This window comes from Nocardia sp. NPDC052001 (genome assembly GCF_040680615.1).
Classification (GTDB): domain Bacteria; phylum Actinomycetota; class Actinomycetes; order Mycobacteriales; family Mycobacteriaceae; genus Nocardia.
Map to the genome: position 1 here is coordinate 404,780 of NZ_JBFAXC010000005.1, position 23,409 is coordinate 428,188.

Annotated in this window: 23 protein-coding genes; 10 read left to right on the forward strand and 13 right to left on the reverse strand. The window is 67.1% G+C overall.

The annotated features are described in order from the left end of the window. Window positions 1-41 precede the first annotated feature (41 nt). Genes AB0L82_RS25710 through AB0L82_RS25720 form a run of 3 tightly spaced genes read right to left on the reverse strand, consistent with a single transcriptional unit; the run spans window position 42 to window position 2,290 of the window. Window positions 42-371: an antitoxin gene (locus AB0L82_RS25710; RefSeq protein ID WP_364641316.1), complete on the reverse strand. Its 330-nt coding sequence runs from the start codon at window positions 369-371 to the stop codon at window positions 42-44. 30 nt (window positions 372-401) lie between these two features. Further along, window positions 402-1,523, reverse strand: coding sequence for an MBL fold metallo-hydrolase (locus AB0L82_RS25715; RefSeq protein ID WP_364641319.1), 1,122 nt, complete (start codon window positions 1,521-1,523; stop codon window positions 402-404). Between the two features lie 41 nt (window positions 1,524-1,564). Further along, window positions 1,565-2,290 carry an enoyl-CoA hydratase gene (locus AB0L82_RS25720; protein WP_364641322.1) on the reverse strand — a complete coding sequence of 242 codons (726 nt, stop codon included), beginning with the start codon at window positions 2,288-2,290 and terminating at the stop codon, window positions 1,565-1,567. A gap of 67 nt (window positions 2,291-2,357) precedes the next feature. On the opposite strand from AB0L82_RS25720, the gene AB0L82_RS25725 reads away from it, so the two are divergent. Then, complete coding sequence (locus AB0L82_RS25725; protein WP_364641325.1) at window positions 2,358-3,524, forward strand: NAD(P)-binding domain-containing protein; 1,167 nt, start codon at window positions 2,358-2,360, stop codon at window positions 3,522-3,524. An 89-nt stretch (window positions 3,525-3,613) separates the two neighbouring features. On the opposite strand, the gene AB0L82_RS25730 is transcribed toward AB0L82_RS25725, so the two are convergent. Further along, window positions 3,614-4,627 (reverse strand): NAD-dependent epimerase/dehydratase family protein, encoded by a 1,014-nt coding sequence (locus AB0L82_RS25730; protein ID WP_364641328.1) that lies wholly within the window; start codon window positions 4,625-4,627, stop codon window positions 3,614-3,616. An 87-nt stretch (window positions 4,628-4,714) separates the two neighbouring features. On the opposite strand from AB0L82_RS25730, the gene AB0L82_RS25735 reads away from it, so the two are divergent. After that, window positions 4,715-5,356 (forward strand): TetR/AcrR family transcriptional regulator, encoded by a 642-nt coding sequence (locus tag AB0L82_RS25735; protein WP_364641331.1) that lies wholly within the window; start codon window positions 4,715-4,717, stop codon window positions 5,354-5,356. Between the two features lie 4 nt (window positions 5,357-5,360). On the opposite strand, the gene AB0L82_RS25740 is transcribed toward AB0L82_RS25735, so the two are convergent. The 7 genes from AB0L82_RS25740 to AB0L82_RS25770 form a co-directional block, all read right to left on the reverse strand. After that, window positions 5,361-6,218 (reverse strand): aldo/keto reductase, encoded by an 858-nt coding sequence (locus tag AB0L82_RS25740; protein WP_364641334.1) that lies wholly within the window; start codon window positions 6,216-6,218, stop codon window positions 5,361-5,363. A 104-nt stretch (window positions 6,219-6,322) separates the two neighbouring features. After that, on the reverse strand, window positions 6,323-6,631 hold the full coding sequence (locus AB0L82_RS25745) for a hypothetical protein (protein WP_364641337.1): 309 nt from the start codon (window positions 6,629-6,631) through the stop codon (window positions 6,323-6,325). Between the two features lie 139 nt (window positions 6,632-6,770). Then, window positions 6,771-8,318, reverse strand: coding sequence for a carboxyl transferase domain-containing protein (locus AB0L82_RS25750; RefSeq protein WP_364641340.1), 1,548 nt, complete (start codon window positions 8,316-8,318; stop codon window positions 6,771-6,773). Window positions 8,319-8,457: 139 nt separating this feature from the next. After that, window positions 8,458-9,060, reverse strand: a complete 603-nt coding sequence (locus AB0L82_RS25755) for an ATP/GTP-binding protein (RefSeq protein ID WP_297623101.1) — start codon at window positions 9,058-9,060, stop codon at window positions 8,458-8,460. Further along, the gene (locus AB0L82_RS25760; RefSeq protein WP_364641343.1) at window positions 9,041-9,415 is read right to left on the reverse strand and encodes a DUF742 domain-containing protein; all 375 of its coding nucleotides are present in this window, start codon (window positions 9,413-9,415) and stop codon (window positions 9,041-9,043) included. Before AB0L82_RS25760 ends, AB0L82_RS25755 begins: the two co-directional genes overlap by 20 nt. A gap of 7 nt (window positions 9,416-9,422) precedes the next feature. Further along, window positions 9,423-9,836 carry a roadblock/LC7 domain-containing protein gene (locus tag AB0L82_RS25765; protein ID WP_029930951.1) on the reverse strand — a complete coding sequence of 138 codons (414 nt, stop codon included), beginning with the start codon at window positions 9,834-9,836 and terminating at the stop codon, window positions 9,423-9,425. After that, on the reverse strand, window positions 9,833-14,053 hold the full coding sequence (locus AB0L82_RS25770) for an ATP-binding protein (RefSeq protein WP_364641346.1): 4,221 nt from the start codon (window positions 14,051-14,053) through the stop codon (window positions 9,833-9,835). The genes AB0L82_RS25765 and AB0L82_RS25770 overlap by 4 nt, the downstream gene beginning before the upstream one ends. 337 nt (window positions 14,054-14,390) lie before the next feature. Here AB0L82_RS25770 and AB0L82_RS25775 point away from each other — a divergent pair, with 337 nt between their 5' ends. The 6 genes from AB0L82_RS25775 to AB0L82_RS25800 all read left to right on the forward strand — a co-directional run bounded on the left by AB0L82_RS25775 (window position 14,391) and on the right by AB0L82_RS25800 (window position 20,789). Then, window positions 14,391-16,511 (forward strand): AMP-binding protein, encoded by a 2,121-nt coding sequence (locus AB0L82_RS25775; protein ID WP_364641349.1) that lies wholly within the window; start codon window positions 14,391-14,393, stop codon window positions 16,509-16,511. Window positions 16,512-16,647: 136 nt separating this feature from the next. Then, a complete protein-coding gene (locus tag AB0L82_RS25780) occupies window positions 16,648-17,034 on the forward strand; it encodes a hemophore-related protein (protein ID WP_364641352.1) in 387 nt (128 codons plus the stop codon). Between the two features lie 16 nt (window positions 17,035-17,050). Next, window positions 17,051-17,767 carry a response regulator transcription factor gene (locus AB0L82_RS25785; protein ID WP_364641355.1) on the forward strand — a complete coding sequence of 239 codons (717 nt, stop codon included), beginning with the start codon at window positions 17,051-17,053 and terminating at the stop codon, window positions 17,765-17,767. Window positions 17,768-17,771: 4 nt separating this feature from the next. Next, window positions 17,772-19,148, forward strand: a complete 1,377-nt coding sequence (locus AB0L82_RS25790) for a HAMP domain-containing sensor histidine kinase (RefSeq protein WP_364641358.1) — start codon at window positions 17,772-17,774, stop codon at window positions 19,146-19,148. A gap of 29 nt (window positions 19,149-19,177) precedes the next feature. Further along, window positions 19,178-20,338 (forward strand): hypothetical protein, encoded by a 1,161-nt coding sequence (locus AB0L82_RS25795; protein WP_364641361.1) that lies wholly within the window; start codon window positions 19,178-19,180, stop codon window positions 20,336-20,338. A gap of 166 nt (window positions 20,339-20,504) precedes the next feature. After that, the gene (locus AB0L82_RS25800) at window positions 20,505-20,789 is read left to right on the forward strand and encodes a hypothetical protein (protein WP_330185534.1); all 285 of its coding nucleotides are present in this window, start codon (window positions 20,505-20,507) and stop codon (window positions 20,787-20,789) included. A 122-nt stretch (window positions 20,790-20,911) separates the two neighbouring features. Here AB0L82_RS25800 and AB0L82_RS25805 read toward each other — a convergent pair whose 3' ends face one another. Then, window positions 20,912-21,274, reverse strand: coding sequence for an FKBP-type peptidyl-prolyl cis-trans isomerase (locus AB0L82_RS25805; protein WP_364641364.1), 363 nt, complete (start codon window positions 21,272-21,274; stop codon window positions 20,912-20,914). Window positions 21,275-21,388: 114 nt separating this feature from the next. On the opposite strand from AB0L82_RS25805, the gene AB0L82_RS25810 reads away from it, so the two are divergent. Both AB0L82_RS25810 and AB0L82_RS25815 read left to right on the forward strand, forming a co-directional pair. Further along, window positions 21,389-22,192, forward strand: coding sequence for an RNA methyltransferase (locus AB0L82_RS25810; RefSeq protein WP_364641367.1), 804 nt, complete (start codon window positions 21,389-21,391; stop codon window positions 22,190-22,192). A gap of 16 nt (window positions 22,193-22,208) precedes the next feature. Next, the gene (locus AB0L82_RS25815) at window positions 22,209-22,502 is read left to right on the forward strand and encodes a DUF2537 domain-containing protein (protein ID WP_364641371.1); all 294 of its coding nucleotides are present in this window, start codon (window positions 22,209-22,211) and stop codon (window positions 22,500-22,502) included. A gap of 73 nt (window positions 22,503-22,575) precedes the next feature. On the opposite strand, the gene AB0L82_RS25820 is transcribed toward AB0L82_RS25815, so the two are convergent. Next, window positions 22,576-23,319: a hypothetical protein gene (locus AB0L82_RS25820; protein ID WP_364641374.1), complete on the reverse strand. Its 744-nt coding sequence runs from the start codon at window positions 23,317-23,319 to the stop codon at window positions 22,576-22,578. Between the last annotated feature and the right edge of the window lie 90 nt (window positions 23,320-23,409).

Here is a 23,409-nt window from a genome sequence, read left to right on the forward strand (position 1 = left end):
CGGCCAAAAGCCCGCCGGAATGACGGGGGCGGCGTCGACAATCAGGCCGGTGGCTGATCTCCCGGAGCCGGTTCCGGCGCGGGGGCCGGTTCCGGAGCGGGTTCGGGCGCGGGCTCCGGTGCGGGCGCGGCCGCGGCTTCGGCCGGTGCGGGCTCGGCGGCGGGCGCGGGCGCCTCCGCCGGAGCATCGGCCGGAATCGCGTTCTTGACCGCGGCCGTACCCTTGTCGATCTGCGACGAGTACTTGCCGCCGGTCTTGTCATTGATCACATTGCCGGCCTTGTCGACCGCGCTTTCGATCTTCTCGGCGTTCTGGGCCGCCACTTCCTTGCCCTTGCCGACCAGTCCCTTGAGCGTGTCAATCAGACTCACAGTCCCTGCTCCTTCACTCTCGGTCTTCGGTCATTCGCGCACATCTTCCCACCACGTATCCCCTGATGGGAGGCCAATCGGGTCGATCCGCTCTCCCGGCTTGGGCACGGCGACCGTCGTACCGGCGTCTTTCGCGGCGGTGACCATCCGGCGAACCGGCTCCGACCAGCCGTGGAAGGCCAGATTGAAGGTTGCCCAGTGGATGGGAACCAAAATCCCGTATCCGGGATCGCCGACACACAGATCGGCGTGTGCGCGCACCGCCTCCTCGGGATTCATGTGCACGTCCGGCCAGTGCCGGTCGTACGCGCCGATGGGAAGGAGAGTCAGATCGAACGGGCCCAGCCGCGCGCCCGCTTCCGCGAACGCCTTGGTGTAACCGGTATCGCCGCCGAAGTACACCCGGCGGGTCGGACCGGCGATGGACCAGGACGCCCACAGCGTGGTGTTGCGCACCAGACCGCGACCGGAGAAATGCCTGGCCTCGGAGCAGGTGATGACCAGATCGGTGCCGTCCGGATGCGCTCGCTCCAGCTCGGACAGGGAAACCGAAGCGGCCCAATCCAATTCGACGATGCGATCGGCCGGAACATCCCAGTGCCGCAGATGCGCGCCGATACCGATCGGCACGATGAACACCGCGTCCTGGGTCTGCACCAGCGCTTCGACGGTATCGCGGTCCAGATGGTCGTAGTGGTCATGCGAGATGAGCACCGCGTCCACCGGCGGCAGCGCCTCCAGCGGCGTCGGCACCGGATGCAGCCGGGCCGGGCCGACCAGCGCGGACGGCGAAACCCGTTCGCTCCACACCGGATCGGTGAGCACCCGGTAGCCGTCCACCTCGACCAGACAGCTGGCGTGCCCGTACCAGGTGACCGCGAGATCGGCGGCCTGATCCGGCACCACCGGCGTCTCCAGCGGGATCTTTCCCGGCGGCCTGCCCGTATTGCGTTGTGTCAGTAGCTGATACAGCAGCTCCAGCCCCGAACCGGTGAGCTGCGAACTCGGTTCGGTGTTGTGGAATTGCTTGTTCCGATAGGTCGTCGCCCCGGTCGCGGTCGGCGCGATCGCATTGATCGACGCGCCCATGGCATTGGGGATACCCCATGCCGCCCGCACCACCCAGGAGATTCCGAATGCACCCGCTGCCATACCAGCCAGTCTCCGCGCATTCGCGCCCAAACGCTCGCCGTTCATCGGCCCTCGAATCTCGCGGAACGCTTCTCCAACCGAGCCACCCGTGCCTCCTGCGCATCGGCGCTGGCCCAGGCCGCGGCCAGGGCGGCGCGCTGTTCGGCGGTGTCATCACCGCGGCTGCCGTCATCGTTGAAAACCAGCTTCATATGACGCAGCGAGAGCGGAGCCAGCTCGGCGATCTGCTTGGCCCACATCTGCGCGTCCTCGAGCGTGCCGATCTTATTGGCGAAACCGAAGTTGTACGCGTCCTGCGCCTGCACCCGCTCCGCGCCCAGCAGAATGGTGCGCGCCGGACCCGGCCCGATCAGCGTGGATAGTCGCCGCACCGTCCAACGATCAACGGAGATACCGAGTTTCGCGGCCGGAATGGCGATGAACGAATCCGCGCTCATCACCCGCAGATCCGAGGCGATGGCCAATTGCACGCCCGCACCCAGCGCGCCCCCGTTGATCGCGGAGATCACCGGCACCGGTGCGGTCTCGATGGCGCGCAACATGCCGAGCAGCGCACCCAGGAAACTGTCCGAATAGACGCCGTCCAGATCCGCGCCCGCGCTGAACAGCGGACCCTGACCGGTCAGCACGATCACCCGAGCCGACCCCGCGGCCTCCTCGATCGCATCGCGCAGCAACCGCACGAGCTCTTCGTTGAGTGCGTTCCGCCGTTGCGGACGCTGCAGTTCGATGGTGACGACATCGCCATCACGGCTGACTCCGAGCATTTGTCCTTCCCCACTGTGCTACGTACCCATGGACATGTTCACTGTAAGCGGGCGTACCGTCGGGTCCGTGACAGCAACACCCGATGTCGAGATCCTGGTGATCGGTGCGGGCCAGGCCGGATTGTCGGTCGGGTACCACCTGCGCAGGCTCGGATTACGCCCCGAACAGGACTTTCTGATTGTCGACCACGCGCCCGCGGCGGGCGGCGCGTGGCAGTTCCGCTGGCCTTCTTTGACATTGAGCACAGTCAACCGCGTGCACGATCTGCCCGGAATGTCCTTCGAGGAGACGCTGCCGGACGGGTCCGAGAACGCGCAGGCAGCCACCGCGGTACCGCACTACTTCGAGTTGTACGAGAAGCGGTTCGATCTGCGGGTGCACCGGCCGGTATCGGTGAGCGTGGTGTGCGATCGGGCGACGACCGCCACCTGCCCGGATGCCGAGGTGGACGGATTGCTGCACTCCGAGGTGCGGCCGGTGCGCCTCGATCACACGGACCCTTCGGTCGTTAAACCGTTCGTGGACAGCGATATTCGCAGCCGGGGGCTCATCAACGCCACGGGGACGTGGGATAAACCGTTCATCCCCTTCTATCGCGGCGCGGACACCTTCGCCGGACGGCAGTTGCACGCGCACGACTACAACACCGCCGACGAATTCGCGGGCAAGCATGTGGTCGTGGTCGGCGGCGGAATCACGGCAATCCAACTGCTGGACGAGATTTCGCGGGTCGCCGACACCACCTGGGTCACCCGGCGCGAACCGGTGTTCCGGGACAGCAAGTTCGGACCGGAGGCCGGACGCGCCGCCGTCGCCATGGTGGAGGATCGCGTACGGCGCGGACTGCCGCCGGGCTCGGTGGTATCGGTGACCGGACTGCCCGAGGACGACCGGGTGCGCGCCGCTCGCGCCCGCGGCGTACTCGATCGCAAACCCATGTTCGATCACATCGAACCCGGCGGAATCCGTTGGGCCGACGGCACTTTCCAGGCCGCGGACGTGATTCTGTGGGCCACCGGGTTCCGCAGTTCCCTCGACCATCTCGCACCGCTGCGGCTGCGCGGGCCCGGCGGCGGGATCACGATGGCCGGGCAGCTCGCCACCCAGGTGGCGGCTGATCCGCGCATCCATCTGCTGGGGTACGGGCCGTCGGCGAGCACCATCGGGGCCAACCGCGCGGGGCGCGCTGCGGCGGTGGAGCTCACCAAATACCTTGGGCTGCATACTGTGTGACCATCTCACGGTGTGGATCCCGGCCAAAGCATGCCGAGACGACGGAGGATTCGATCAGCCGACGGCTTGTGCCGCGAGGTGGGGGTTGGTTAGGCGACGGCTTTGGGGGCGGTCTTGCCGCGCGGGGCGCCGGGGTCGGCGACGACGCCGAAGCGGATCAGGCTGGCGGCGGTGTCGAGCAGGGTCTGCTGGACCGGGCGCATGGTCCAGCCGAGCTCGTCCCGGGCCTTGGCGGCGCTGACGTGTTCGGTGCGGCCCAGGTAGCGGGCGGCGGTCGCGGCGGCGGGATTGAAGCGGGCGCTCAGGCGGACGAGCCAATCGGGCAGCACCCGGGTCGGGACGCGGTATTCGGTGGCGATCGCACGCGCCATCTCCGGTAGCGCGACCTGTTCGCCCGCGCAGATGTAGCGATTGCCCACGGCCCGCGGCAGCTCCATGGCGAGCCGGTGCGCGACGGCCACATCGCGGACATCGACCGTGGAGAAGCCGAGAGCGGGCAGGCCCGGCATTTCCCGGGCCAGCAGGATGCGCACGGCATCGACCGAGGTGCCGGCGGCGGCACGCTGCACCGGGCCCAGAATCATGCCCGGATTGATCACGGCCAGTTCGAGTTCCGGATGCGCCGCCGCGAAATCCCAAGCGGCGCGCTCGGCCAGGGTCTTGCTCTTCTCATAGGCGTTGCAGGCGTTGACATCCGACCAGTCGTCCTCGGTAAGTACCCGATCGCCGTGCCCGCGCATGACTGCCGCCACCGATGAGGTGAGCACCACCCGTTGCACACCCGCGGCCGCCGCGGCACGCAGCACCCGCAGCGCGCCGTCCACCGCGGGGCGCACGAGTTCATCCTCGTGTTCGGGTTCGGCGGGCGGGAAGGGCGAGGCGGTGTGAAGCACGAAACGGCAGCCCGCCACGGCCTCCGCCCACCCCGCGTCGGAGTCCAGATCGGCCTGGACGAAGTCGACTCCGGACAGGTGGGTGAGTTCGGCGGCCTTGGCGAGTGAGCGCACCGTGCCGCGCACCCGATAGCCCTGACCTTGCAATTCATCGATGACATGCCCGGCGAGATAGCCCGAGGCGCCGGTGACGAGGACGAGGTCCGACATGGGACGGCTCCAATCTGAGCAGTGTTTAGAATCTAAACAATGTATAGATTCAAGGGCGCGCCGAAGTCAACCCCTTACGCTCATCCCATGCCGACCAAGGACCGCTACCACCACGGAGACCTCCGCGAAGAGCTGCTGCGCGCCTCGCTGCACCTCATCGAGACCGAGGGTTTGGCAGCGGTGAGCCTGCGCCGGGTCGCACGCGAAGCGGGCGTCAGCCCCGGCGCGCCGTACCACCACTTCAGCGACCGAGCCGCGCTACTGGCGGCGATTTCCACGCGCGGCTTCGAACAGCTTGGCGCGCAATTGATTTCAGCTCGCGAGCAAGCCGACGGACCGCGCGACGCGATCATCCGCATGACCGTGGCGTACGTGGAATTCGCGCGGGCGTCCCCCGGATACTTCCGGCTGATGTTCCGGCCCGAATTGCATCAGCCCGAGAAGCATCCCGAGACCGAGGCCGCGGGCGATGCCGCCTACGCCGTCCTCGAGGACATCATCGACGACGCCACCCGCACCGGCGGCCTGCCGCCCGAGGATGCCGAGACATTGGCGCTGTCACTGTGGAGCCTCGCGCACGGCCTGGCATCGCTCACGGTGGACGGCAAGCTCGAATTGCGTTCCGCCCAAATGGGAACCACCGCATCGGCACTCGCCGATCGGGTCACCCGCATGTTCGCCGACCTCCTCGACAGCCGGTGGCCGCAGGCCGGAACGCCACGGCACTGAGAACTCAGGCGGGCGCGTCCACCTGGAATTCGTCCGGATTCGGGCCGATGCGAGTGCCGTTGTCCAGGGCGCTGATTCGCGTCACCTGATCCTGGGTCAGCTCGAAATCGAAGACCTCGAAGTTCTCCGCGATGCGAGAGGCGGTGACCGACTTCGGGATGGCGACATTGCCCAGCTGCATATGCCAGCGCAGGATGACCTGGGCGGGCGTGCGGCCCACCTCCTGCGCGACGGCGGCGATGGTCGCGTCCTCCAACACCGCGCCCTGGCCCAGCGGGCTCCATGCCTCGGTGATGATGCCGTGCTCGGCGTGGAAGGCGCGCAACTCGGTCTGCGCGAGATACGGGTGCAGTTCGATCTGGTTCACGGTCGGGGTCTCACCGGTCTCCTCGATGACCCGCTCCAGATGTTCCCGGGTGAAATTCGAGACGCCGATGGAGGTGACCCGGCCCTGCGCCTTGAGCGCCTGTAGCGCCCGGAAGGTGTCCACGTACAAACCGGACTCGGCAATCGGCCAGTGAATCAAATAGAGGTCCAGAACATCCAGTTCCAGACGCTTCATGCTCTCGTCGAAGGCGCGCAGGGTCGAATCATAGCCCTGATTGCGATTCCACAGCTTGGTGGTGATGAAGAGTTCATCGCGCGGCAGCCCCGAATCGGCGAGCGCGCGGCCCACCTCCGATTCGTTGCCGTAGATGGCCGCGGTATCGATACTCCGGTAGCCGACCTGCAGCGCGGTCGCCACGGTGTCGACGGTGTCACCCGATTCGACCTTGAACACACCGAAGCCGAGCTTGGGCATGACATGGCCGTCATTGAGGACGATCGAGGGGACTGCGCTGGTCTCGCTCCGGTAAGTCACCATTCCGACCGTAGAAGTGGTTCACCTGGGCGTCAACCACGCGCCCGCGCGTGTCAGTGCCGAAAACCGATATGTGAGCGGGCTAACTTCCAGCAGATATTCGATCAGTGCCAGATGACGCAGGACGGATCGTCGGTGGTGCTGAGCTGGCAGCGCGTGAACGAACCGGAATTGATGAGCAATTGCTCGATCAGGTACGACAGTGAATTGCCGCCGATCGAGGAGCCCGCGCCGGAGGAACCGGCCGTGAGCAGATTGACCAGCACGCCGGGGCTCGAACCGGTATTCGCCGAAAGCGTACCGAGCGAACCGGGATTCGCCGAACCGGTCTCGGCCGAGGCGGACGCGGCGCCGGTGGTCAACGCCGCGGCCGCGACCGCTCCGATCATGACGAGACGAGCAGTTCGGTACATGCAGAACCTCCGTGTTACCCACTCACGGAAGCAATTCCATTACACCGCAAGCACTTCCAACTGTCATCTCGAGACAATAGTAAAATTCGAGCATTTCAGTGAGCCCCCGAAACCGGTGTCCCGAAGATCATCGGCAGCGCTACTCGGGCAGCCCCAGCCTCCGATAGCGGAGATGCCGGACCGCGCGGAGTTCAGCCAGCGGCTTGGCGGTCAGATCCGCTACCTCCGCCGCGATGGCCGACACCATGCGCATCGCGAAATCCACCGCTTCATCCGCGGCATCGGGATATTCGGGGACGATGCGATCCACGATGCCGTTGGACCGCAACTCCGTCGCCCGAATGCCCTGTCGCGCGGCCATTGTCGGGGCGTGCAGGGTATCGCGGTAGACGATCGCGCTCGCACCCTCCGGCGGCAGCGGGGCCAGCCAGCCATTGGCGGCGGCCAGCACGCGGTCGGCGGGCAGCAGCGCCAGCGCGCCGCCGCCACTCCCCTGCCCCAGCAGCAACGAGACCGTCGGGGTGTCGAGGGTGACGAGATCGGCCAGACAGCGGGCTATTTCGGGAGCCAGGCCGCGCTCCTCGGCCTCCCGGGAGAGCGATGCGCCGATGGTATCGATCACCAGCACCAGCGGCACATGCAATTCGGCGGCCAGATGCATGGCCCGGCGCGCCTCGCGCAGCGCCGCCGGACCCATGGTCTGGTCGGGTGATTGGCCCGCGCGATCGTGGCCGAAGACAATGCAGGGTTGACCGCGAAAGCGCGCCAGCGCGTGCACAACCGTCCGGTCGGATTCACCTTGTCCGGTGCCGGACAACGGAACTCGGTCGGTCGCATGCCGGAGTAGTTCGCGAATGCCCGGACGATCGGCGCGCCGGGAGATGAGCACCGACTGCCACGCGGGCACATCATTCCCGACCTGCAACGCCGGACCGCGCAGTTCGTGCCCGGCCTGCAGAATACCCACGCCATTGTCGAAATCGCGGGTGTCACCGTCCATTTCGGTGAGCGGCTGCGGACCGTCGCACAGCACGTTCAGGGCCCGATGCGCGATCCGGCGAAACACCGAGATCGGCACCACGCCGTCGATGACGCCGCTGTGGTACAGATTTTCTGCGGTCTGCACCCCCTCGGGGAAGCTGCGGCCGTAAAGTGCCTTGTAGACGCGCGGTCCGAGAAAACCGATCAGCGCGCCAGGTTCGGCGAATGTCATGTGCCCCAACGATCCCCACGAGGCGAAGACGCCACCCATGGTCGGATTGCGGAGATACACCAGATATGGATACCCGGCGGACCTGTGCACGGCGACAGCTCCGGCGATCTTCACCATCTGCACGAAAGCCACTGTGCCCTCCTGCATTCGGGTACCACCCGAAGTCGGCGAGGCCAGCAGCGGCAGACCCAGCTCGGTGGCGCGCTCCACCGCCGACACGATGCGCTCGGCCGCGGCAACCCCGACAGACCCTGCGAGAAAGGCGAATTCGCATGCGATCACGGCCACCGGCCGTCCGCGCAACATTCCAGCACCGGTCAGCACCGACTCATCGATGCCAGCCTGCATCGCCGCTACGTCCAACTCCGCCCGATACTCGGAAGAAGCCTCGACAGGGATCGGCGGTAGATCCCAGCTCTCGAAGGAACCGGGATCCAGCAACTCGCCGAGCAACTCTCGCGCCGAGGTCTTCACGCGCGCGAGCTTAGCTGTGCCCAACTTGCGCCGCCTGCGGCGACGCGGTTCGCGGCCCTTGAAGGCCCGAATCTTCCCTCCCTACGGGCGCTCCTTCGTCGCACCCTTCGGTCAGTCCAGATTCGAGCCGGGCCGCGAACTAGTAGCCCTGCACAACCTTGCGCAATGCATATTCGGTCACGGCGACCAGCGCCTGCTTCACCGGTTCCCGGCGACGGGCATCCATCGACAGGATGGGGACATCGGCGGGCACCGCGAGGGCCTGACGAATGTCCTCCACCGGATACCTTGGCGCATCATCGAATTCATTGATCGCCACCAGGAAGGGTAGGTTCCGTGCCTCGAAATAATCGACGGCGGCGAAACTGTCCTCCAGGCGACGGGTATCGACCAGCACCACCGCGCCGATGGCGCCCTTGATGAGGTCGTCCCACATGAACCAGAAGCGGTACTGGCCGGGCGTGCCGAACAGGTAGAGCACCAGATCATCGGCCAGGCTGATACGGCCGAAATCCATGGCCACCGTGGTGGTGGCCTTCGACGGAACACCCGTGAGGGAGTCCACGCCCACACTGGCATTGGTCACCAGAGCTTCGGTGCGCAGCGGAACGATCTCCGAGACGGCACCTACCAGGGTCGTCTTACCCACACCGAACCCACCGGCGACCACGATCTTGGCCGACGTGGGCTTGCTGGTGCGCGTATCGACCTGTGTCGTCGAATCAAATACGCCGGAGTCCACTGAGAACCCTTTCGATCAGCTCGCGACGTTCATCGTCGCTGGAATCGTCTTTCAATGTCGCCGAAACCCGTACATGGCCGGCTTCGATCAGATCAGCGACCAGCACCCGGGCCACCCCGATCGGGATACCCAGGCGCGCGGCGACCTCGGCGACAGACGGCGATTCTCTGCACAACTCCACGATTGACGTCTCGATGTTGGTGAGTTCGAACTGCCGCTCGAGGGCGACCGGATGCGATGCGACGAGCGCCTCCAACGCCAATTCCACCTTCGGCCGGGTACGGCCGGCAGTCAGGGAATACGGGCGAACGAGGCTCGGCTCGGCGCTACCGATGCGTTCGTTGTCTATGTCCATCCCGCCATCAGGAACCCATCGTGACGCGAGGTGTGGCCTGAACTGTCTGGCCCACTCGCTCGACCAACAACGCCATTTCGTATCCAACCTGGCCGATATCGCACGAGGTATTCGTGAGCACCGCGAGGTAGGAACCGTCGCCGACGGCCATCAGGAGCAGATAACCGTGCTCCATCTCGACCACCGACTGCAGGACGGTGCCGCCCTCGAACAGATTGGACACGCCCACCGACAGGCTCGCGAGGCCCGCGGTCACGGCAGACAGCTGCTCGGCACGATCCACGGGCAGTTGCGCGCTCGCGGCCATCAGCAGACCATCCGCCGAAACCAGAACCGCGTGTGCGACGCCCGGAACCTCATTGGCGAAATTCGAAACCAGCCAATCCAGCTGACGCTTCGTACCACCTAGATCGGGGTTCATCGGTCTCCTTTATCTCCGGTTAGGTTCATTTCTTTCATCGCACGGCCATCCCGGACACCTTGCTGATGCCGACTCAGACTCGACCTGATGGATTCTGGGTCGCGATGGGCCGCCTTGTCAGCGTTTCCGTTGACACCGCCCGGCACAAGTCGGTTACCCGGATCACGTTGCGGCAGACCCGCGGCCGTACGGCGCTGCGGCTCGGACTCGTTTACCCGCTGCGCGGCCTGCCAACCCTCATCACCCGGTGATTCGAAGGACGAGGCCACATGGGATCGCTCCGCGCTCGGATCCGACAACCACGCCGACATCATCTCAGCGAAGATCGGCGTACCCATGGACGCCTGATCCTCACCGGTCGCGGGCTGCAACCGGGTCTGGAAGAACGAGGCCGCCTTCTGCGGATTCGAACGGAAACTGTGCCGGCCGCGGTCCTTCGGATCACCCGAATCGCCCTGCGGCAGACCGAGACCCGGCAGCGGAGCCGGACGCTGCGGCAGACCCGCACCCGGATCCCGCTGCGGCAGACCACTGGCGCCGCGCTGCGGCAGACCGGGCGCACCCGCATCGGTGCCACCGCGCTGCGGCAAGCCACCATCGCGCTGCGGCAGACCACTACCGGCCGGATCCGCACCACGCTGGGGCAGGCCACCCGGACGCTGCGGCTGCCCGCCGAACGCGGCTTCCTGCTGCGGTGCGCCAGGCGCGCCATTGCCACCGGGCGCACGACGCGCCGCTCCACCACCCAGCGCTTGGCCCGAATCACGCTGCGGCAGACCGTTGGAGCCGGTATCCGACCCACCGCGCTGCGGCAGACCACCCGCGGCATCGGCACCACCGCGCTGCGGCAGGCCGTGCCTGCCCGTATCGCGCTGCGGCAGACCACCGGACTGATCCCGCTGCGGCAGACCACCCGGGGCAGCATCCGCGCCACCACGTCGGCCCTGCTGCGGCAAACCGCCCGACTGATCCCGCTGCGGCAGACCATTGCCGCCGTCTCGCTGCGGCGGCGCCCCGGCGGACGGATCACGCTGAGTCAGGCCGCCCGAGAGGGAATCCTGGCCACCGCGCTGCGGCGGCTGTTGACGACCCTGCGGGCCGCCATCCGCTCCGCTTCCACGCTGCGGCAAGCCACCTGAGAGAGCATCGGAATCGCCGCGCTGCGGCAGACCACCCGACAGGGCATCCGACCCACCGCGCTGCGGCAAGCCACCCGACAGGGCATCCGAACCGCCACGTTGCGGGAGACCACCCGACAGGGCGTCGGAGCCACCGCGCTGCGGCGGCTGCGGACGGTTCCCCGCACCCGAATCACGTTGCGGGAGACCACCTGCGGCCTCACCGCGCTGCGGCAAACCATCACGCGCGGGCGCGCCATTGGCGCCCGGCTCACGGGTGGGCAGTCCGCCCTGGGCGGAACGCTGCGGCGGCAGGCCGACACTGGGCTCGCGACCCGGTGCGCCATTGGTGCCCGGCTGGCGCTGCGGCAGACCGCCGGACGCCGAACCGTTCGCTTGATCAGCGCCACCGCGCTGCGGAAGCCCCGTCGCCGGATCGCGTGGCGCCAGACCATCCCGCTGCGGCGGTACCGGACCGCGCTGCGTCAGACCCGAGTCACCCGGTCCGCCGAGACCATTGGAGCCACCGAGGCCGACACCCTTACCCGGACCGCCGGGGCCACCCGGGCCGCCGAGACCACCCGGTGCACCCGGTGCACCCGGCGCGCCGGGGCCACCCGGACGCTGCGGCAGTCCACCGGGACCACCCGGACCGCCTTGGCGGCGAAGCATATTGGCGGCGAGACCGCCGCCGGGCCGGGCCGGGCCATCGCCCGGCGGACGCTGCGGCAGATTCGCGGCAGGCTGCGCACCCGGCGCGGCCGGACCATTCGCACCCGGATCGCGCTGGGGTAGCCCACCGGGTCTGTCCACCGACGGGGTGGCCACGGTGTGCTTCACGGTCGGACCGTTCACACCCGGCTGACGCTGCGGCAGACCGCCGCCGAGACCGCCACCGGCAAGTCCGCCACCGCCGAGACCGCCACCGCTACCGGGCAGACCGCCAGGGACGTTGGTGCCCGGCGAACGCTGCGGCAGACCCGTCGAGGCACCGCCCGACGCGGCCGCGGGAGCCGGTGCTCCGGGCGCTCCCGGCGCACCGGCCGGAATCGGCCCGCTCACACCGGGATCCACCGTGACCATGACATTGCCGGTCGCGGTGCGGGTGACCGCGCGCATCTGCATGGAGGACGGCGCGCCCTGCTGATTCCCCGCACCCTGCGCGGCCGGGGCCGGCTGCTGCGGATTGCCCTGCGGCGGCACCGAAATGGCACCGCCCGCCGCCACGATGAGCGGCTTGGGCACGTGCACCGTCACGGTGACGCCGGGATCGCGGGCGGTATCGAAGGTCGGGCGCAGTCGCACGCTCAGGCCGTGGCGCTCGGCCAGGCGGCCGACCACGAACAGACCCATGTGCCGCGCGGTATCCGGACCCACCTCGGCGGTGGATTCCAAACGCCGGTTGATCTCGGCCATTTCGGCCGGGGGCATACCGATGCCGCGGTCCGCGACCTCGATGAGCAGACCCTGATCGTGCGCCTGCGCGAAGGTGAACTTCACGTCCGTCTCCGGCGGCGAGGCGCGCAGCGCGTTATCGAGCAGCTCGGCGAACAGGTGCGCCATATCGGAGGCGGCCGGTTCGGTGAGCGCACCGCGCGGGGTCGCGCCCAGCTTGACGCGTTCGTAGTCCTCGACCTCGGAGATGGCGGCACGCAGTACGTCCGCGATCTCGACGGGCGCGGACTTGGTGCGGCGCTGTTTGGTGCCGGCCAGAATCAGCAGGTTGTCACCGTTACGACGCATACGCGCCGCGAGATGGTCCAGGCGGAAGAGGTTTTCGAGCAGGCGCGGGTCCTTCTCGTCGTACTCCATCGCCTCGATGAGCGAGAGCTGATGGTCGACAAGGGACTTCGAGCGCCGCGCCAGGGTCTCGAACATATCGTTGACCTGGGTACGCATGGAGGCCTGATCGGCGGCCAGGCGCAGCGCCTGCCCGTGGATATCGTCGACGGCGCGAGCCAGCTGACCGATTTCCTCATCGGTGTGCACCGGCATGGGCTCCAGCGGCACGTCTTCCGGATCGGCGCCGTCACGCAGCTGCGAGACCTCCTGCGCCAAGTCGTATTCGGCGACGCGGAGCGCGGCCAGGCGCAGACGGCGCAGCGGCACGATCATCGCGCGCGCGATCAACACGGCCAGCGCGAGCGCGCCGAGAATGGTGGCGATGACGATCACGGTGTAGCGAATGGCGTCGCCGCGCGCGTTGGACGCGAGCACGTCGACTCGGGACACGATGTCCTTGGTCGAGTTGGTGCCGATGGTCTGATAGTTCTCGACGCTGGAGACCAGCGAATCCTTCAGATCCGAGACCGGCAGCTGACCGGCCTGCGCCTGCGGGCTGGTGACCAGCTGCAGACGGGTATCCACCAGGCGTTGTAGCTCCGCGATGATCGGATCGCCGTCGGCGAACCGATGCGCCATGACCGCGAGCAGCTGCCGCTCGGTGCTGATGCCGATCTGGATATCGCGCAATCCGTCCTTGGGATTGCTGCGCAGCGCGTCCGCGAAACCGGCGACCTCGCCGACCAGTACGGCACGGGTGTTCAGCGAGTCGACCAATCGTAGTTTGGATTGATCGACGTTCTTATCGGCGATGGTGGAGACGATGCTCTCCACGGTCCGGACGCTGTTACCGCGAATCCGCTCGATGGTGTTGATGCCCTCGGCGGTGGTCTTGAGCGGCGCCAGTCCATTGGCGCGAACCGCTTTGGAAGCGGTGATCATGTCATCGAGTGCGGCGCGCGCGCTCGGGAGATCGGACAGCGATGAGACCGCGCGCTCGGCGAACTGAATAGCGGTATCCAGGCTCGCCAATTCGGGTTCGGTGGTGATCGACTGGTTCGGGCCGAGCTGGACCATCTGACCACCGACCACCGAAGCGGCCGTGGCACTCAAACCGGTGATCGCCGGAATAACGGCGACATGGTCGACCGCGTTCCCCTGCCTGCTGGACTCCGCGAACTCTGCCGAGATCCTCGACGCACCCAGCACGACGGCGACCAACAGCGGGACGGCGAGCACCGCCGTCACCTTCCATCGCAGGTCCCAGTTGCTCAGCGCCCAGCGCTTATTGCTGCCGGACCTTGCGGCGTCACGCATCTCCCACTCACTTTCCAAACTGGCCCAAGCCACGCGCCATCAGCGAGCCTCCGCGATCGCACGCTGGGCTCGACAGACGGAGCTGGCCGAGAACTGCGGCTGGCCGAGAAATTGCGTCCAAGACGGCCGAAATATGTGACATGCGATTCTAACGGATCAATAACTTCTTGTGTGACCTCTTGGCAACCACCAGTCTCTGACCAGCCGTTTGCAGGCATTATCAAAGGTCGCGGCGTCCGCCCGGACGTCGCGTGAAGTCTGCCACAATCAGGCTGATCTATCGAGGCGGGCATCCATGCCCTTCACATGCGTGCTGCGGAGCTAGGGAGTCACGGGGTTGAACGCGAAGCAGGAGTACCGACCGGCGTATCAATTGAGCCTGGTCGATCCCTCGGAGTTCTGGCGCACCGCGGCCGAATCCATCAGCTGGGATGTTCCGCCCACCCAGATCCTCGACTCGAATGCGCGCCCGACCGCGCGCTGGTTTCCGGACGCTCGCCTCAACACCTCCTACAACGCACTTGATCGTCATGTGCGCGAGATCACACCCTCGGAGGGCGGTTCCGGCGGTCAAGAGGGGGGTCGCGCCGATCAGCCCGCCCTAATATACGACTCCGCTATGACCGGCACCAGGCGTGTTTACACATACGCACAGCTGCTGGACGAAGTCGCCCGATTTGCCGGATCCATGGTGCGACTCGGTGTGAAAACCGGCGATCGAGTCGTCATATATATGCCGATGATTCCGGAATCCGTTATCGCGATGCTCGCCTGTGCTCGCATCGGTGCGGTGCATTCGGTGGTTTTCGGCGGCTTCGCGGCGCACGAATTGGCCGCTCGCATCGATGACGCCGAACCTGTGCTGATCATCACAGCCTCCGGCGGGCTCGAACCCGGCCGCCGTATCGAATACCCGCCGATCGTGTTGCAGGCGTTGGATATCGCCGAGACCACCGCACCGCGCAATGTGCTGGTCAAAGCGCGGGACGGCTTCCCCGAACTGCGCTTCTCCGCGGCACAGGCCGCCACCGAATATCTGCCTGATTCGTCACAGACCGTGGCCGCGCGCTGGCTGGACTGGGATGAGGCGATCCGCGACGCCGAACCGGCCGCACCGGTTTCGCTGGCCGCGACCGATCCGCTGTACATCCTCTACACCTCCGGCACCACCGGAAAGCCCAAGGGCGTGGTCCGCGACAACGGCGGGCACGCGGTGTCGATGGCCTGGTCGATGCGCAATATCTACGACGTCAATGCCGGGCAGACCATGCTCACGACCTCCGATATCGGCTGGGTCGTCGGCCATTCGTACATCGTGTACGCGCCGCTGCTGGTCGGGGCGACCACCATCCTTTACGAGGGCAAGCCGATCGGGACGCCGGACGCGGGCACGTTCTGGCGGCTCATCGAGGACTACCAGGTCGATGTGATGTTCACCGCGCCGACCGCGTTGCGCGCCATCCGCCGCGCCGATCCCGAAGCGGCGCTGGCCAAGCGGCATGACATGTCCACCCTGCGCGCGCTGTTCTGCGCCGGTGAGCGGCTGGATCCGGCCACCTATGAATGGTCGGTCGACACCCTGCTCGCCGATCGGCCGGACTGCCCGGTGGTGGATCACTGGTGGCAGACCGAGACGGGCTGGCCCATTTGCGCCAATCCGCTTGGACTGCAACAGCTTCCGATCAAGGCCGGATCGGCCTCGGTTCCCGTGCCCGGTTATCGGCTGCGGGTACTGGATTCGGAGGGCAACGCCGTGCCGCCGAACACCGAGGGCAATATCGTCATCGGGCTGCCGCTGCCGCCCGGCACGCTGACCACGCTGTGGCGTGATGACGCGCGCTTCGAGCGCTCCTATCTCTCCGCCTATCCCGGGCACTATCTGACCGGCGACTCCGGCTTCTTCGACGAGGACGGCTATCTGTTCGTGCTCGGCCGCAGCGACGATGTGATCAATATGGCCGGACATCGCCTGTCCGCGGGCGGCATCGAGGCCGCCATCGCCGGACATCCGCTGGTCGCCGAGACCGCGGTGGTCGGGGTGCCGGATGAGCTGAAGGGCCAGCGGCCCATCGGATACGTGGTGCTCAAGGCCGGTGTCGATATCGCGCCCGAGGAGTTGCGCGCCCAGGTCATCGAGCGGGTCCGGGATCGGGTCGGCGCCATCGCCACGCTGTACGACGTGGTCGCGGTGACCTCGCTGCCCAAGACCCGATCGGGAAAGATCCTGCGCCGCACCATGCGCCAGATCGCGGCGGGCGAGACCTTCGAGGTGCCGCCCACCATCGAGGACGCGGGCATGCTGCCCACCCTGGAGAAGCAGATCCGCGATGCGGTGACGCTGATGGAGGATAAGGAGCGCATCGCGGCCGCCGACGCCGCGACCGCGGCCACCACCCCGTTCCGGCGCATCGACCCCAATGCCGCCGCGCCGAGCGGAGATACCGCGCCCTCCGCCTGAATCACCCGCTGACCGGGGCGAATTCGGGCACCCACACGGTTTTCTCAGAGATCGTTCACGGGACTCCCATGGCGGTGGCCTAGCGTCGGGCGGGCACGGGTCGCAGGACCCGTGTACCGCTGAGAAAGGCCGATACATGAGTTTCGTCCGTAACCACCGGACCGCCGCGATCCTCGGCGCCGGTGCGCTCGCCACCGTCGCGATCGCACTGGCCCCCGCCACCGCCTCCGCGAGCCCGCTGGATCTGGCCGCGCCGCTGCTGAATTCGACCTGCACCTTCGCCCAGGTCGACGCCGCACTGCACGACAAGGCCCCCGCCCTGGCCTCGCTGCTGGATCAGAACCCGTCGCAGAAGGCCGAATTGCAGGCCAAGTTCGATCAGTCGCCCGCACAGCGCCAGGCCGAATTCGACGCCTATGTGCGCGATAACCCGGACGCCGCGAACTCCGCCGCGAACGATCCGCGCGCCTCCGGTATGGCCGCCACCATCCAGACCGTCGCCGACACCTGCCACAACTACTGAGGCAGAGACTGCGACAATGGAACCCGTGGGCGAACGCGGCGAGTTACCTACTGTCCTGGTCGTCGATGACGACGAGGATGTTCTTGTCTCGGTCGAACGCGGGCTCCGGCTCTCGGGCTTCCGGGTGGTCATCGCCCGGGACGGCGCGCAGGCGCTGCGCGCGGTCAACGAGACCGCACCCGATGCCATCGTGCTCGATATGAATATGCCCATCCTGGACGGCGCGGGCGTGGTCACCGCCCTGCGCGCCATGGGCAACGAGGTGCCGATCTGCGTGCTGTCCGCGCGCAGCTCGGTCAACGACCGCATCGCCGGACTGGAATCCGGTGCGGACGACTACCTGGTGAAACCGTTCGTGCTGGCCGAACTGGTGGCGCGGATCAAGGCGCTGCTGCGGCGGCGCAGTGATGTGCCGCCGTCCTCGGTACCGGGCGGAATCACGGTGGGGCCCTTGGAAGTCGACGTCGCCGGATATCGCGCACTGCTGCACGGCGACGAAATCGAGCTCACCAAGAGGGAATTCGAATTGCTGTCCACACTGGCGCGCAGCGCCGGAGTGGTATTGAGCCGGGAACGACTGCTGGAACTGGTGTGGGGCTACGACTTCGCCGCCGACACCAATGTGGTCGACGTCTTCGTCGGCTATCTGCGCCGCAAACTCGAGACCGACGGCACACCCCGGCTGCTGCACACCATTCGCGGCGTCGGATTCGTGCTGCGCGCACCGAAATGACGCCGTGAACCGCCCGCGCAGTCCGCGACGCCGCTCGTATTCACTGCGGGCGCGCGTCGCCGCGGCGGCCGCCCTCGGCGCGACAATCATTGTGGCGGCGCTGAGTTGGTTCACCATGTACGCCATCGAGCGCAATAACCTCGCGCAGGCCGATCAGCAGTTGGCCGTCACCTCGCGGGTGGTGCTCATCGAACCGGTGCTCGCGGTGACCGTGCTCGGCGTGCTCGGACCCACCAACGATATGGCCCTGACCGTGCGCAATGCCGACGGCTCACTGGCCAGCACCTCGGTGCAGCTGCCCGCGCTACCGGTCGGGAATCACACCGTCACCGTGGACGGCAATACCTACCGGGTGCTCACCACCACCCAGAATCAACCGTCCGGACGTGTTGTCTCCCTTGGCATTCCGACCACCGAGAACGAGCGCACCACGGCCGCGCAGCGGCGCTGGGTGCTGTGGGCGGCGCTGCTGGCCGTGGCCGCGGCGGCCGGACTGGGCTGGCTGTTCGGCGGGCGCGCGGTGCGCCCGATCGCGAACCTGACCCGGCAGCTGGACCGGCACGGCGAACCCGGCGGCCCGCTGCCCGTGGACGGGCACGGGGTGCGCGAATCGGAAATGCTCGCCGACGCGGTCAACACCATGCTGGAACGCATCGACCGGGCGCAGGCCGAAACCGCCGCCGCGCTGGAGACCGCCCGCGATTTCGCCGCCGTCTCCGCACACGAACTGCGCACCCCGCTCACCGCCATGCGCACCGATCTGGAGGTGCTGCGCACCCTGGACCTGGACGAGGCGCAGCGCGCGGAAATCCTCATCGACCTGCATCGCGGGCAGAACCGGGTGGAATCCACCCTCGCGGCGCTGGAACGGCTCGCCGCCGGGGATCTCACCAATGCCCGCGATCACGTGGCCACCGATGTGGCCGAACTCATCGATGCCGCCGCACACGACGCCAACCGGCACTTCCCGAATCTGAAGGTGCGCATCGACACCGATGCCGAACTCGTCACCCGCGGCCTGCCCACCGGGCTGCGCCTGGCCATCGACAATGCCCTGGCCAATTCCGCGCGGCACGGCGGCGCGACCGAGGCGCTGGTGTCGGCGCATCGAGATCCGTTCGGGCACATTGTGATCAGCGTCGACGACAATGGGCACGGCATCCCCGCCGCCGAACGCGCCACCGTCTTCGAACGCTTCGCGCGCGGCAGTCAGGCCGCCAAGGGCGGATCCGGGCTGGGGCTGGCGCTGGTGGCACAGCAGGCGCAATTGCACGGCGGGCGAGCCTATTTCGACGACGGACTGCTCGGCGGCGTGCGACTGGTACTGGAATTGCCGGATACCCCAGTGTTTACCGAATTCTCAGAGAAACGCCAGAGCTGACGGCAATAGGTACCTCTACGGTCTTAATAGTGTTGGGAAAACATCGCACTCGGCTGGCCCTGTTCGCTCTCCTACTGGTAGCCGCGGTCACCACCGGTGTAATCGCGTATCTGCGCATATCGCCCGCGCCCACCGGGGTGGCGCTCATCAACGGCGATACCGGGCCCACCGGTGCCAAAATCGCAAGGGCGTTGCAGGACAGCGGAACTCGCGAGTGGGATGTGGTCGATTCGGCCAGCACCGACGATTACGCGGTGATCATCACACTGCCCACCGAACTGTCCGCCGATATCGCCTCGCTCGGCACCGATAAACCGCAGCGGGCGCAGGTGACGGTGACGACCAATGATCGCGCCGACGCGAATATCGTGAACGATGCGGTGAATGACGTGACAAAGAAAATCAGCGCGTCCGGACTCGACACCCTTTTCGCCTCGATGAACAGCGCGCGCGGGAAATTGCAGCAGGTCTCCATGACCAGCACGCTGCTGAGCGCGGGCGTACAGGCCGCCGCCGACGGCGCACAGCAGTTCGGCTCCGGGGCCGATGAGATGCTGGCCTTCCTGGATCAGGCGAAAGCCGGTGCGGGACAGATTACTTCGGCCATCACCGAGTTGAACACCACGGTCGGCGCGGCCACCAAACAGGCGAACGATCTCGGCACGGCGCTGGATTCGACCGGGGTCACCGTCGGACAGGTGTCGCAGGCGGCCGATCAACTGAGTTCGGGCATCAATGCCATCGTGCCGCTGCTGCAGGGTCTGCCGTTCGCGGGCGATCCGCAGTTGGCGAGCATCATCACCCAGCTACAGGGTTTGCAGGTCGTGGCGAACCAGGCCGGAGGCCAGCTCAACGGGGTGGGCGATCTGGTCGGCACCACCGTCACCCCGGAAACGCGGATCGGGCAGCTGCTGCACGATGGCGCGACCCGCCTCGGTGACGCGAGTGCGCAGTTGAATCAGGGCGGGCAGCTGGCCGCGAGCATTCCGGCGCTGGCGGATCAGGGCAAGACGCAGCTGGTGGCGGCGTTGAACGCGCTGACCTCGGGGGTGTCGCAATTGCAGGCGGTCACGACCACGCTGGGCAATCAGGCCACGCAGGCGTTGAACGCGCTGCCGCAGCGCGGGGTGCCGCAGCAGTCGGCGATCGCGTCCGCGCTCACCGATCCGGTGGAGATCGTCCGCAAATAATCTGCGCCAATAAAGCGTTGGCAAACAATCAGCAACAATCGGCGGTTCTTCCGGTTACACTCATGACCGAATTGTTCTAATCGATCAGTTTTTGACGCTCCTGCCCCACCCGCGCCACGGCTCCACCCCCCAGCGCCCCGGTACCGGAGAGGAAACGATCGTGAGCATGCTGCTGGCCGCGCACGACATGTACGGCACAGTCCTCGCGCAAATGGGCAATCCCACGGCCGAGACCCCGCCCATGGCCGACAAGATGATGAAGATGTTCCGCTACTTCACCTGGTTCACCCAGATGTCCGGCATCGCCGCCATCACCTACGGCGGCGGAAAGTTCGCCTGGGAGAAGTGGGGCGGCGGAGCGGGCTCCCCCAAAATGGTCGCCAACGCCATGCTCGGCGGTGCGACGGCCACCAGCGCCGGCACCATCATGAACACCATCGTCGGCTCCTGACAGCCACACCGAGGAGAGATTTCGGGGGCACACCCCGGAACCCCGAAGTGCGAAGATGCCCACACAACGAACGCCCGCCTCGCTTCCACGAGGCGGGCGTTCGCTTTTCGAACGCGAAGCGCTTAGTTCAGCACGTCCAGCAGATCGATGATGAAGACCAGGGTCTTGCCCGAGAGGCGGTGTCCGGCTCCGGCGGGGCCGTAGGCCAGCTCCGGCGGGATGGTGAGCTGGCGGCGGCCGCCGACCTTCATACCGGGGATGCCTTCCTGCCAGCCCTGGATCAGGTTGCGCAGCGGGAACTTGATGGACTCGCCGCGGTTCCAGGAGGAATCGAACTCTTCGCCGTTGTCGAACTCGACGCCCACGTAGTGCACGTCGACGGTGGAGCCGGGCTCTGCCAGTGCGCCCGTGCCCTCGACGAGGTCCTTGATCACCAGCGTCGCGGGGGCGGGCCCGTCCTGGAACTCGATTTCCGGCTTGGTCATGGTTGTCCTCTTCGATAGGGGATCGGGATCGTCAATCACCTTATGCTGTGCCCCGGATCGACCTCGAGCTGTGCCCCGCAAGAGCCCGGAACGATGTCGCGCGAGAATAGCCCCGTGGCCGAAGTGATCGATATCGACGACCCCGCCGACCCGCGCGTCGCCGACTTCCGCGACCTCAGCAATGCCGATCGGCGACCGGACCTGCCCGGCGGTAAAGGGCTGGTCATCGCCGAGGGCACCGTGGTGGTGGAACGCATGCTGGCCTCGCGGTTCACACCCTCCGGATTGCTGGGGGTGGCGCGCAAATACGAGGTGCTGGCCGAGCAGCTGGCCGGTATCGACGTGCCGTACTACCGGGCCACCGCCGAGGTGATGGCGGAGATCGTCGGATTCCATCTCAATCGCGGTGTGCTCGCCGCGGCGCGACGGCCGCCCGAACTCACCGCGGAAGCGGTGCTGGCGCGGGCGCGTACGGTCGCGGTGCTGGAGGGCGTGAACGATCACGAGAACATCGGCTCGATCTTCCGGAACGCGGCGGGCCTGGGCGCGGACGCGGTGCTGTTCGGCGATCGCTGCTCCGATCCGCTGTACCGGCGTTCGGTGCGGGTCTCCATGGGGCATGTGCTGCGCATCCCCTTCGCACCGCTGCCCGAACTCCCCGATGGCCTGAATATATTGCGCGACAAAGGTTTCCAGATCATCGCGCTCACCCCGGATCCGAAGGCGGACACCCTCGCGCACGCCATGACCGGCGACCGGGTGGCCCTGCTGCTCGGCGCGGAGGGCCCCGGCCTGACCGAGGACACCATGCGCGCCAGCGATATTCGCGCCCGCATCCCCATGACACCGGGCACCGATTCCCTTAATGTGGCGACCGCCGCCGCCATGGCCTTCTACGAAAGAGTGCGTGCCCAGTGAGTTCAGGACCGGCCCAGTGAGCTATCCGCCCGACGGCCCCTACGGCTACGGCTATTCCGAGCCGACCCCGTGGGCCAGCGGTATCGCCGTCATCGCCTTCGTGGCGCTGCTGACCGCGGCCGGGGTCTACTCCTTCGGATCCGCACTGGCGCAGATTCATCCGCTGCTCTCGGCGCTGGTGAATGTGGTCGCGGTGGGCGGTGTCACTCCGACGGCCTGGCGCTGGCGCTTCCAGCCGGTGACACGCTGGGTGATCGCGGGTCTGGGCGTGGGCGTGTTACTGGCCTGGATCGCCCTGCTGGCGAGCTGAACTCACTGATCCGACTGACTCGGCGTGCGTCCCAGCCGGTTTCGCGCGTCGAGCCGTGCGGTGCCCGCAGCAGTCAGGACACGCGGTCCCGGTCCTTGCCGCGCAGCCAGCCGAACAGCCCGCGCTTGCCATTGCGTTCGACGGTGACCGGTGCGGCGGGTTCGTCCACGGCGGGTGCCTGGCCCTTGGGGAAGAGCGAGAATCCGCAGACCTCGATCAGATCCGGGGTGAGCGCGTCCTCGGAGAATTTGCCGCGATAGCGGAAGCCGAGCCATTCCTGATTGGCGGCATCGGCGAAATCCGGTGGGTCGAACGGCAATAGCTGTGGATCGGCCATTTCGCCGGGTTCCAATTCGATGGGGTGTTCACCCGCCCAATACGGCCGCTCCCATACCCGGGGCATGCCCTCGTCCTCGAGGATGTTCACCCGGCTGGCGCTGAACGACCGCCGGAATTCCCCGCGCTCCCATTCCGCGAAAGCGCCCCAGCCCAGCGACAGGTCGTAGGACACCAGATAGGTGTGCTCGGAGGCGAGCGGACGGACCAGCAGCTCGGGGAGCCTCGTCGGTCTGGGCAGTGCCGCCTGGGTGGAGCAGACCACGGTGACGCCGGGATAGCAGCCGATATAGATGGATTCGGGATCCGGCCCGGCCCACACCTTCATGGTGCCGGAGGCGGCGGGCACCACATCGCGATCCGGATTGAGCTGGCGGGCCAGCGCGAAGGCGGCTTCGGGATCGGGTCCCGGATGCGCGCGCAGTACGCCGACCGGATCGGAGGCGTCGACGTACCAGAGGGACGAGACAGTGGATGGCATTTCGCACCTCCCGAATTCCTTGCGAACCACTATTGGCAAACTATCCGCAACATTCGGTGGCCGCTCTCGGCGTCGGCGCGGACGGCCCCG

Bases quoted from the DNA above. Each gene is read 5' to 3' on its own strand.
- AB0L82_RS25715 (WP_364641319.1), bottom strand. From the start codon at position 1,523: ATGGCAGCGGGTGCATTCGGAATCTCCTGGGTGGTGCGGGCGGCATGG.
- AB0L82_RS25720 (WP_364641322.1), bottom strand. From the start codon at position 2,290: ATGCTCGGAGTCAGCCGTGATGGCGATGTCGTCACCATCGAACTGCAG.
- AB0L82_RS25730 (WP_364641328.1), bottom strand. From the start codon at position 4,627: ATGTCGGACCTCGTCCTCGTCACCGGCGCCTCGGGCTATCTCGCCGGG.
- AB0L82_RS25735 (WP_364641331.1), top strand. From the start codon at position 4,715: ATGCCGACCAAGGACCGCTACCACCACGGAGACCTCCGCGAAGAGCTG.
- AB0L82_RS25745 (WP_364641337.1), bottom strand. From the start codon at position 6,631: ATGTACCGAACTGCTCGTCTCGTCATGATCGGAGCGGTCGCGGCCGCG.
- AB0L82_RS25760 (WP_364641343.1), bottom strand. From the start codon at position 9,415: ATGGACATAGACAACGAACGCATCGGTAGCGCCGAGCCGAGCCTCGTT.
- AB0L82_RS25765 (WP_029930951.1), bottom strand. From the start codon at position 9,836: ATGAACCCCGATCTAGGTGGTACGAAGCGTCAGCTGGATTGGCTGGTT.
- AB0L82_RS25770 (WP_364641346.1), bottom strand. From the start codon at position 14,053: ATGCGTGACGCCGCAAGGTCCGGCAGCAATAAGCGCTGGGCGCTGAGC.
- AB0L82_RS25780 (WP_364641352.1), top strand. From the start codon at position 16,648: ATGAGTTTCGTCCGTAACCACCGGACCGCCGCGATCCTCGGCGCCGGT.
- AB0L82_RS25785 (WP_364641355.1), top strand. From the start codon at position 17,051: ATGGAACCCGTGGGCGAACGCGGCGAGTTACCTACTGTCCTGGTCGTC.
- AB0L82_RS25800 (WP_330185534.1), top strand. From the start codon at position 20,505: ATGCTGCTGGCCGCGCACGACATGTACGGCACAGTCCTCGCGCAAATG.
- AB0L82_RS25805 (WP_364641364.1), bottom strand. From the start codon at position 21,274: ATGACCAAGCCGGAAATCGAGTTCCAGGACGGGCCCGCCCCCGCGACG.
- AB0L82_RS25820 (WP_364641374.1), bottom strand. From the start codon at position 23,319: ATGCCATCCACTGTCTCGTCCCTCTGGTACGTCGACGCCTCCGATCCG.